Annotated in this window: 6 protein-coding genes and 2 pseudogenes; 4 read left to right on the top strand and 4 right to left on the bottom strand. The window is 62.5% G+C overall.

Annotation, left to right across the window (positions count from 1 at the left end; translation table 11 throughout):
- Positions 1–557 precede the first annotated feature (557 nt).
- Positions 558–854: pseudogene (locus EL22_RS17785) on the top strand (hypothetical protein); the annotation flags it as partial.
- Between the two features lie 13 nt (positions 855–867).
- Here EL22_RS17785 and EL22_RS00030 read toward each other — a convergent pair.
- Both EL22_RS00030 and EL22_RS00025 read right to left on the bottom strand, forming a co-directional pair.
- Positions 868–1,670, bottom strand: a pseudogene (locus EL22_RS00030) (DUF6036 family nucleotidyltransferase).
- Positions 1,667–2,593 carry an ArsR family transcriptional regulator gene (locus tag EL22_RS00025; RefSeq protein WP_050049579.1) on the bottom strand — a complete coding sequence of 309 codons (927 nt, stop codon included), beginning with the start codon at positions 2,591–2,593 and terminating at the stop codon, positions 1,667–1,669. The pseudogene EL22_RS00030 and the gene EL22_RS00025 overlap by 4 nt, the downstream one beginning before the upstream one ends.
- 34 nt (positions 2,594–2,627) lie before the next feature.
- Here EL22_RS00025 and EL22_RS19210 point away from each other — a divergent pair, with 34 nt between their 5' ends.
- Positions 2,628–2,735: an HNH endonuclease gene (locus EL22_RS19210; protein WP_082146612.1), complete on the top strand. Its 108-nt coding sequence runs from the start codon at positions 2,628–2,630 to the stop codon at positions 2,733–2,735.
- A gap of 202 nt (positions 2,736–2,937) precedes the next feature.
- Here the strand turns inward: EL22_RS19210 and ggt are convergent, their stop codons facing one another.
- Positions 2,938–4,860, bottom strand: a complete 1,923-nt coding sequence (gene ggt, locus EL22_RS00020; protein ID WP_050049578.1) for a gamma-glutamyltransferase — start codon at positions 4,858–4,860, stop codon at positions 2,938–2,940.
- Positions 4,861–5,223: 363 nt separating this feature from the next.
- Here ggt and EL22_RS00015 point away from each other — a divergent pair, with 363 nt between their 5' ends.
- Together EL22_RS00015 and EL22_RS00010 are read left to right on the top strand one after the other, a co-directional pair.
- Positions 5,224–5,610 carry a Rid family detoxifying hydrolase gene (locus EL22_RS00015; RefSeq protein ID WP_050049577.1) on the top strand — a complete coding sequence of 129 codons (387 nt, stop codon included), beginning with the start codon at positions 5,224–5,226 and terminating at the stop codon, positions 5,608–5,610.
- Positions 5,611–5,637: 27 nt separating this feature from the next.
- Entirely contained in the window at positions 5,638–7,020 is a 1,383-nt protein-coding gene (locus EL22_RS00010; RefSeq protein ID WP_050049576.1) for an NAD-dependent succinate-semialdehyde dehydrogenase, read from the top strand.
- A 344-nt stretch (positions 7,021–7,364) separates the two neighbouring features.
- Here the strand turns inward: EL22_RS00010 and EL22_RS00005 are convergent, their stop codons facing one another.
- Positions 7,365–7,646, bottom strand: coding sequence for a hypothetical protein (locus EL22_RS00005; protein ID WP_050049575.1), 282 nt, complete (start codon positions 7,644–7,646; stop codon positions 7,365–7,367).
- Positions 7,647–7,825: the final 179 nt, after the last annotated feature.

The following is a 7,825-nucleotide window of genomic DNA, read 5'->3' as shown; positions in this document are numbered from 1 at the left end:
CGCTGAGACACCGACGGACCGACTGTGGGTGGTTTTTCGCCCCCGAGAGGGTGAGGGGTTCAGCGGAAGTCCTCGTAGCCAGGTGATTTCTGAGGGTCAACAACAGTCACTAAGAGACGTCTCGATCGACGATTCCCGTCGATATCGCGAACACGCAGTCCGACAGACATCCACGCAAGCGACGTTCCCGAGGAGATCGGATCGCTAACCCGTGCGCTGTCGAATTGTCGAACAGCTGACTGCAGCCGCTGATGAGGGCGGCGTGACGGTTCGAATCGTTTCGGAAGCGGAGTGGACCCACAGTGAGGCAAAAGGAATCTGCGAACAGTTGAGCCCCTGTCGAGGTTCGTGATCGGGAGAACAGTGCCGACCTTGCGTGGACGCTGATCCACGAGTACGCCCACACCCTGCTCCACTTCGACGTCGAAGACACTGAGCGGTCGAAGCGTGAGGTCGAGGCCGAGACGGTCGCCTACGTCGTCGGGCGGTACTGTAGGCTGGACACCAGCGGGTCGGCGTTCTACCTGGCTGCGTGGGAGCCTGACGATCCCGAGGTCGTTCGCGACCGACTGGTCGTCGACGAGAACGCACAGTCGCAGAACGATCTCGAGTCCCGCACAAAGCGTGCCGTCGCCGAAGCGATGGACGTCTCACTCCTCTCGAAAGGTGGCCGCTATGAGGTGCAGTCCGCGTCCGGCAACAGGTACGAAGTCGACGTCATCGACGAATCGTGTACCTGTCCCGACTGGCAGCAGCGCTCACCCGAGGGCGGCTGCAAGCATCTGCGTCGCGTCGATCACGAGATCAAACGAGGCCGTGTACCCCGACCAGACGGCCGCCTTCCCTCCCCGTAGGGTAACGAGTGAGCTACTCCACGGGACGGACTGTGTCGCCATCCCGACTGACCCGGTCGAACGTTGAGAGATACGCGACCCGGTCGCAAACCTCGTCGGTGTCCAGCTCCAGTTCGGCGGCCAGTTCGTCGACGGCCATCGGCTCGTCGAGTGACTGGAGGACTTTGAGCCCCCGGTAGAACCTATTCGTGAGGTCCTCGACGCGGGCCTCGATCGGCGTGGTCACTCCGTACCGCTCCTCAAGTTCGACCAGGGCCTCGTTCGCGAACGTGGCAAACTGATCGTCCCCCAGACGTTCGATCTGGGCTTCGAGTTCAGCCCGGACGACGTCGTAATCGAGGCCGGCCTGCACGAGCATATTCATGTCCTCAATGTCGTCGTCACGGCCTGCGATCGCCTTGAACAGGAAGATATCCTCGTTGCTGACCAGCCGGACCGTCAGTCGATCCGTGTCGAGGAACGGCTCGCTGCGCTCTTGCATACCGTCGGTGAGTATGAGCTTGTTCGCGACCTGTTGGTTGAAGATATCGAGGCGACACTCATCGTCGTTCTCGACGCAGCTCGTCGTGCCCAGCGCCCGGTAATCTGGATCCAGCGACTGGACTTCCGCGTACCCGAGGTCCATCAGGACGGCCCACAGCTGGCGTACGCGTCGCCATCTGGAACGACCAGGTCGATATCTTTCGTCGCCCCCTTGAGGTCGCGAAGCGACATCGCGCCACCACCGATCAGGTAGACCGTGAGCGGTTCAGATAGGCCGTCCCCGATTCGCTGGAATTCGTTCTCGATGTACTCGCGTCCGAATGTTGGTCTCATTGCGAGAGTTGCACCTCATAATCAGCTGCCAGCTCCTGAAACTCGTCCCACTCTGGGAGCCGGTCGTCGTCGATCTCGCCGTGCGTCTCGAGGTAGCGGAGCAAGGCGTCGATTTCGTCTTCGAGGCCATACTTCGCCGCCTGCTCTCGGACGTCCGCCTCGTCGACGTCGACGTGGCTGAGCAGGAGGAGACAGTACGAGCGGTGGCGGCTGCCGTCGTCGATCAGCAGCGTGTGACAGCAGAGCTCCGCCGGCGAGACTTCGTCGAGGTCCTCGGAGTAGACGTAGTAGCGGTGGCCGGTGAGCAGGAACTGGAGGTCGAAGGCCGCGAACCGAGCGAGGCCGGTTTCGTGGAACGCCTCCGCGTCGATTTCCGTCTCGGTCTGGGCGAGGAATTCATCGTAGTCCTCCCAGAGAATCGTGCCCTTCGGGGCAACAGCTTCGAGGCGCTGGCGATGCAGATGATGTGCGAGTTCACGGGCGAATGCGTGGAGGCGGTCGAAGTCAGCATTGAACCCGTAGTGGCCGTCGACGGTCCCGACGAGCCCACGGTCGCGAAACCGCTTGAGGACTCGGTTGACCGTGTTGCGGTAGTTGTCACTCCGGTCGGCGATCTCGGAGACGGTTCGCGGCTGGTCGAAGTAGTACAGCACTTCGAGTGCCTTGCCGGTCAACAGCTCGGGGAAGTCGATGTGGAAGTGCTGGCGGACGAGGTCCTGGTACAGTTCGACGGCGCGAGCATCCGACGGGATGACTCGTTTTCGGCGGCCGTCGCGTTCCGTATAGACGAGCCCCTTCTCGACGAGGTCGCCGACGGCACGAGAGAGATAGCTCTCGCTGTGGTCGAGCTTCGTCGCGAGCTTGGAAATCGTGTCGCCGCGTTCGACCGTGGCGAGAACCTCGAGTTCGATGCGCCGGAGCATGGTGTAACATAGCACGAAACTACTATATAAAGAAATTTCGAGTAGTGTTACAACCAGCAATCGCGAGAACCGTCTCGAGGAGTCGAACCTCCGGACGCTCTGTGCGGACTGTCACAGCGAGAAGACGGTCGACGAAAACTAGCGCCGAACGTGGCGCTTACCAACCTAGGTCTCGAGTCCTAATCCAGTATCCACACCCCATCGTGTCCAATGTCTTTCGGGTATCGGAGGATCTGATCAAGACGCTGTTGAACGGCGTCGGTTACTTCGAGATTCGGACACCCCGCCGAAAAAATCCCTCCCGATTGGACAGGTCGTGTTTCAGTATCGGGTCGCCGCCTCCATCACGACGGCGATCTGGCTGAGCCGTCCCTGCGGTGGTCAGCGACACCGACGTAGCCGCCGTCCTCTTTGACGAGGATGGATTGGGCGTTGCCGATGGAATCGACGATGGAGACGTCGTGACCGGCGGCGTTCAGTTCGTCGACGGCGTCGTTGGGGACGCCGTCTTCGGCCTGCACCCAGGCCCCGGTCGCGGAGTAGACGCGAGGTTCCGCGATGGCGTCATCGATGTCCATGCCGAACTCGGCGACGTTGAGCAGGATCTGGGAGACGGTGTGGATGATCGACCAGCCGCCGGGAGAGCCGACGGTCAGGAAGGGGCCACCGTCGCGCGTGACGATCGTCGGACTCGTGCTGCTCAGCGGGCGCTTTTCCGGCTGGACCTCGTTCGGTCCGCCGGGGGTGGCGTCAAAGTCCGTCAGCTCGTTGTTCAGCATGAAGCCTCGACCGGGAACCATGATTCCCGATCCGAACAACTGTTCGATGGTGCTGGTCCAGGAGACCACGTTCCCCTCGGCGTCGGCCGTCGTGAAGTGCGTTGTCTGCCCGGGATGGGCCACGGCGCTGTTCGCGCGGGGCTCGTTGCGTTTCCCGTTCCGTGCGCCCGAGGCGTTGCCGCCGTGTTTAGCCTGCTCGATGTCTCTCGGGCTCGTGTAGTACTGTCCTCCGGGCTGATGCGCGAAGGGGTCACCAGGCTCGCGAGTCGCGTCCGTCGCTTTCTCCGGGTCGATGATCCCTCGGCGAGCGTCGACGTACTCGTCGTCGAGCATCCCCTGCCACGGGATGTCGACGAACTCCTCGTCGCCGAGGTACTCGTTACGGTCGGCGAACGCCAGCTGGAACGCTTCGATCAGCCGGTGGTACACGTCGAACGACCGCCGGTCGTACTGCGCCAGATCGAACGACTCGAGGAGGGCGAGAATCTGTGCGATGACGGAGCCGCCGGAGGTCGGCGACCGCATCGTTCGGACGGTGATCTCGTGTGCGTCACCGTCGTAGGTCTCGTAGGTGGGTCTGGTGATGGCGACGTTGTACCGGCCGAGATCGTCGATAGTCATGCTCCCACCCGTCTTGCGGGAGCGTGCCGCACCCTGAATCGTCTCGGCGATATCCGCCGCGATCTCTCCCTTGTAAAACGAGCCGATGCCGTCGTCGCGGATGGTACGGAGGGTATCGGCGAGATCCGACTGAACGAGTTCGTCGCCCGCTTCGAGGGGATCGCCTCCCGGGGCGAACACCTCTCGAGCGGTCGGGGTGAGCGCCCCGTCTTCGACGTTGTCCGCGATCGAACTCGCCAGGAACTCGTCGACGGTAACCGTTCGTCCGCCCGGTGCGGCCAACTCGATAGCCGGCTGGAGTAGTTCGCAGAGCGCCGTTCGCCCGAACCGTTTGACGGCTACGTCGGCTGCCTTCAGCGTCCCGGGGACGCCGACCGCCTTGCCGTTCGTGTGGCGGTCGAAGAACGGCACCTCCTCGCCTCGATTGTCCAGAAACATGTCGGGTTGGGCTCCGAGGGGCGCTCGCTCCCGATTGTCGATGGCGATGATCTCGTCCTCGGTGGCGCTATAGACGAGTATGAATCCGCCGCCGCCGATCCCGGACGAGTGGGGTTGAACGACGTTGAGCGCGAACTGGACGGCGACCGCCGCATCGATCGCGTTCCCCCCGTTCTCGAGGACTTTCACGCCAGCCGCCGTCGCCTGCGGATGGACGCTCGAGACCATCCCGTCAGTGGCCTCTGCGACGGCGTTGGATGGAGACGCGACTTTCGATCGCTCGAACGCGCGACTGGCTCCGACCGGAACCACGCCGGCTCCCAGTGTGGCGCCCGTCCCCTGGAGGAACGTCCGCTTCGTTGTCCGAACGCGTTCCGTGGATTCGTCCGCCGAATCGCTCGAATCTGCTTCAGGACTATCTTGTCCCATGAGAAATTGCCAATGGCAACCGTGATAAGTTTTGACCGACCTGCAGCGTGTCATAGAGAGTCTCTCGTGCAAGACAGCAGGGTACCCACGCAGGCGGAGCGACTAGTTCTCCGAGCGCGTGCTCGAGCGATCCGTCGAAGGAATTCCATGCTGGGACCTCGACGACGAGCGCAGCCCTCCGTCGCCATGGGTATCGCCGACTGAACTCTCGACGCCGCGACTCAGCAGGAACGACGTCTGGTCCAGGTGCTTCGTAGTGGTCGGCTCTCTCCCCCTTCTCGCACGGCGGAAACGGATTATGTGTATGTAAAAGTCTAATAACGTTTATTACATTGCTGTCCGTGAATCCACTCGAGCCCAGTCATGGCCCAGCGAACGGCGGTCACGACCGAAGACGCACCGAACACTGACAACCCGTACTCCCAGGGCATCCTGCTCGACGGCTTCCTGTTCGTCTCCGGGTTCGGTCCCGTGGACCCGGAGACGATGGCGGACGTCGACGGCGATATCGAGGACCAGACCGACCGGGTCATAGCCAACCTTTCGGCGGTCCTGGCGGAGGGCGGTGGCTCGCTCGAGGACGTGGTGAAGGTAACGGTGTATCTCGACGACATGGACGACTACGACGCGGTCAACGAGGCCTACGCGAATCACTTCGGCGACGAACCGCCGGCCCGCGTCTGTCTCGAGGCCGCGCGACTTCCCGGCGACGTCAGCGTTGAGATAGACGCCATAGCTAAGGTCGAATAACAGGAGCGGTTGGCACTCGAAAATACCATGCAGACTATCAATCCGACGACGGACGAACCGATCGAAACGTACGACGAACACGACGATGAGGCGGTCGAGCGTTTCATCAGGCGGTCGGCCGAGCGCTTCGAATCCTGGAGCGAGCGACCGATCACCGAACGCCAGGCGCTCGTCGGCGGTATCGCCGACGTCTTGCGCGAAAACGAGGACGACTACGCCGCCCTGATGACTCGCGAGATGGGGAAACCGATCGAACAGGCGCATGCCGAGATAGAAAAGTGCGCGTGGGTGTGTGAGTTCTACGCCGAACACGCCGCCCAGTTCCTGCAGGACGAGCGCATCGGCGTCCACCCGCGGGCGAAGACGAAGGTCTCCTACGAACCGCTGGGCCCGCTCCTGGCGGTGATGCCGTGGAACTACCCGTTCTGGCAGGTCCTGCGCGTCGCGGCACCGACGCTCGCCGCCGGAAACACGGTCTTGCTCAGCCACGCGCGGAACGTCACCGGCTGTGCGACGACCATCGAGCGTGTTCTCGCGGACGCCGGCTTCCCCGATGGCGCGTTTACGACGATTCTCGTGGACGACGACAGCCTCCACGACATCATCGCGGACGACCGCGTGGCGGCTGCGACGCTGACGGGAAGCGTTCGGGCGGGACGGGCCGTCGCGGAGACCACCGGTGCGAACCTTAAACCGACCGTCCTCGAGCTCGGCGGGAGCGATCCCTTCGTCGTCCTCGACGACGCGCCGCTCGAGCGCGCGTGCGAGGTTGGCGCCCGGGCTCGGGTCAACAACAACGGCCAGGCCTGCATCGCGGCCAAGCGCTTCATCGTCGTCGAGGACATCTACGAGGAGTTTCGCGACGGCTTCGTCCGTGAGATGGAGTCACTCACCGTCGGCGACCCGACGGACCCTGACACGGATGTCGGTCCCATCGCCCGGGCCGACCTCCTCGACACGCTCGAGACACAGGTCACAGAGAGTCTCGACGCCGGCGCGACCGCCCTGACCGGGGGCGAACGGATCGACAGGGAAGGGTACTTCTTCGAACCCACGGTCCTCGAAGACGTCCCGGCCGACAGCCCCGCCGGGTGCGACGAACTGTTCGGTCCGGTGGCGAGTCTGTTCGTCGTCGAGGACGAGGACGAAGCGGTCGCGCTCGCCAACGACACCGAATTCGGACTCGGCGCGAGCGTCTGGACGACGGACGTAGAGCGGGGCGAGCGCGTCGCCCACGAACTCGAGGCGGGCGCCGCCTTCGTCAACGAACTCGTCCAGTCGCACCCGAAACTCCCGTTCGGCGGTATCAAAAACTCCGGGTACGGACGCGAACTCGCTGCCGACGGCATCCGCGAGTTCACGAATAAAAAGACGGTCTGGGTGTCGCCAGCCGACGGCCTCGAGGAGTAGGCCGCCGTGCTGTGTTCGGTTTCATGGACGGAACGAGGCGGATGCCCGCTCTCACGATGGGAAGAAAGACGATAATCGATGCGGGAAGCCGACACCGATTCCACCACCCACGTCACGATGGCAGGCCAACGTCTCACCCATTTAACAAGAATACTTTGTCACCTATTCGGCGTTTTGTAATCGGTATCTGTTGATAGCTTGTATGAAAAATGGACTCCCGTCCGTCGATTGATTTTCGTTCTCCCGCGGGCTCCACCGAAGTCCGCTGTTCACCGTTCGCCAGCTCGATAAACGAATCCCGATTCACCGAACCAATCGGATACAATAGACGTTGGCACTCAGCGTCAGACCGCAAGTGACAACACGCCAGCGAGCAGGATAAGCACCGCACCGACGATCGAGAGCCAGAAGCTCACGGGGCCGATGTCGACGCGGTCAGTGTTCTCGTTCCAAATGTGATATCCGTTACCAAGAAGGATTCCGACGCCGCCGACGATCATCAACGCCGTGGTACCGGGGATCAGGAAGCCGTCGAGATCGCCGGCCACGACGCTCGAAATTCCGAGCAGGATGAGACCGCAGCCGACGATCATCTGTGAGACGTGATAGACGAGCGGTCGATCCACACCCGGACTTGTCTGTGTGGTATCGAAAACGTTTCGTTGACATTCGTCGGATCGCCGACTCGCCCTTCTCGTCGGACGAACTCGAAGCCGGCTGGTAGCGTCGGGTTTTGCTCCCAGATCTTCCGGTCCGTCCGAAATTTCGCTCCCAACTTCGAGAATAACAGCGGACGAAGTGGTGT

Origin of the sequence: Halostagnicola sp. A56 (genome assembly GCF_000691505.1) — an archaeon.
Lineage (GTDB): Archaea > Halobacteriota > Halobacteria > Halobacteriales > Natrialbaceae > Halostagnicola.
This window is presented reverse-complemented; position numbering and strand designations above follow the sequence as displayed.

What these genes read in the sequence shown, in the direction of transcription:
- EL22_RS00025 (WP_050049579.1), bottom strand. Translation starts at nt 2,593, where the DNA reads ATGCTCCGGCGCATCGAACTCGAGGTTCTCGCCACGGTCGAACGCGGC.
- EL22_RS00010 (WP_050049576.1), top strand. Translation starts at nt 5,638, where the DNA reads ATGCAGACTATCAATCCGACGACGGACGAACCGATCGAAACGTACGAC.
- ggt (WP_050049578.1), bottom strand. Translation starts at nt 4,860, where the DNA reads ATGGGACAAGATAGTCCTGAAGCAGATTCGAGCGATTCGGCGGACGAA.
- EL22_RS00015 (WP_050049577.1), top strand. Translation starts at nt 5,224, where the DNA reads ATGGCCCAGCGAACGGCGGTCACGACCGAAGACGCACCGAACACTGAC.